Source organism: Leifsonia sp. SIMBA_070 (assembly GCF_046534635.1).
Classification (GTDB): Bacteria; Actinomycetota; Actinomycetes; order Actinomycetales; family Microbacteriaceae; genus Leifsonia.
Genome location: NZ_JAWRYK010000058.1, coordinates 1 through 386 on the forward strand (window position 1 = coordinate 1; position 386 = coordinate 386).

A 386-nucleotide genomic window follows, 5' to 3' on the forward strand; every position below is an offset into this window, starting at 1 on the left:
CTCCAGTGGTTTCTTCAACGACGAGAACATTTAAAACAGCAACATGAAAAGTCCACCCGCACCGTCCAAGCCTATGAGCGAGAACTTCTTCAATTTATTGAACAATTACTCACGTATTCAGTGGAAATCCATGTAGACTTGGAAAAAGTTGTGGAAGGTTCCCTCTTTAAATCACTATCTACCCGGCACATTCGAAGGTATCAGGAATGGTTATCAGAAAAAAGCCCCTATGTCTTAACCAAAGGAGCCTATTCCGTTGCCGCATTATCCAGAAAGACAACCATCATTAAGAGTTTTTTAAAATTCCTGTTCGAAGCAGGCTATATCAAAGAACCCATTCATGAAGGTTTCTTTAAGATCAATATTCGTAAAGATGATCGGCCCAA

At 40.2% G+C, this 386-nt stretch carries 1 protein-coding gene; it reads left to right on the plus strand.

Translation table 11 applies throughout. The features are described 5' to 3' along the window. Positions 1 to 386, plus strand: a 386-nt coding sequence (locus SB754_RS19395) for a hypothetical protein (RefSeq protein WP_410784037.1), incomplete at both ends; no start/stop codon positions are given.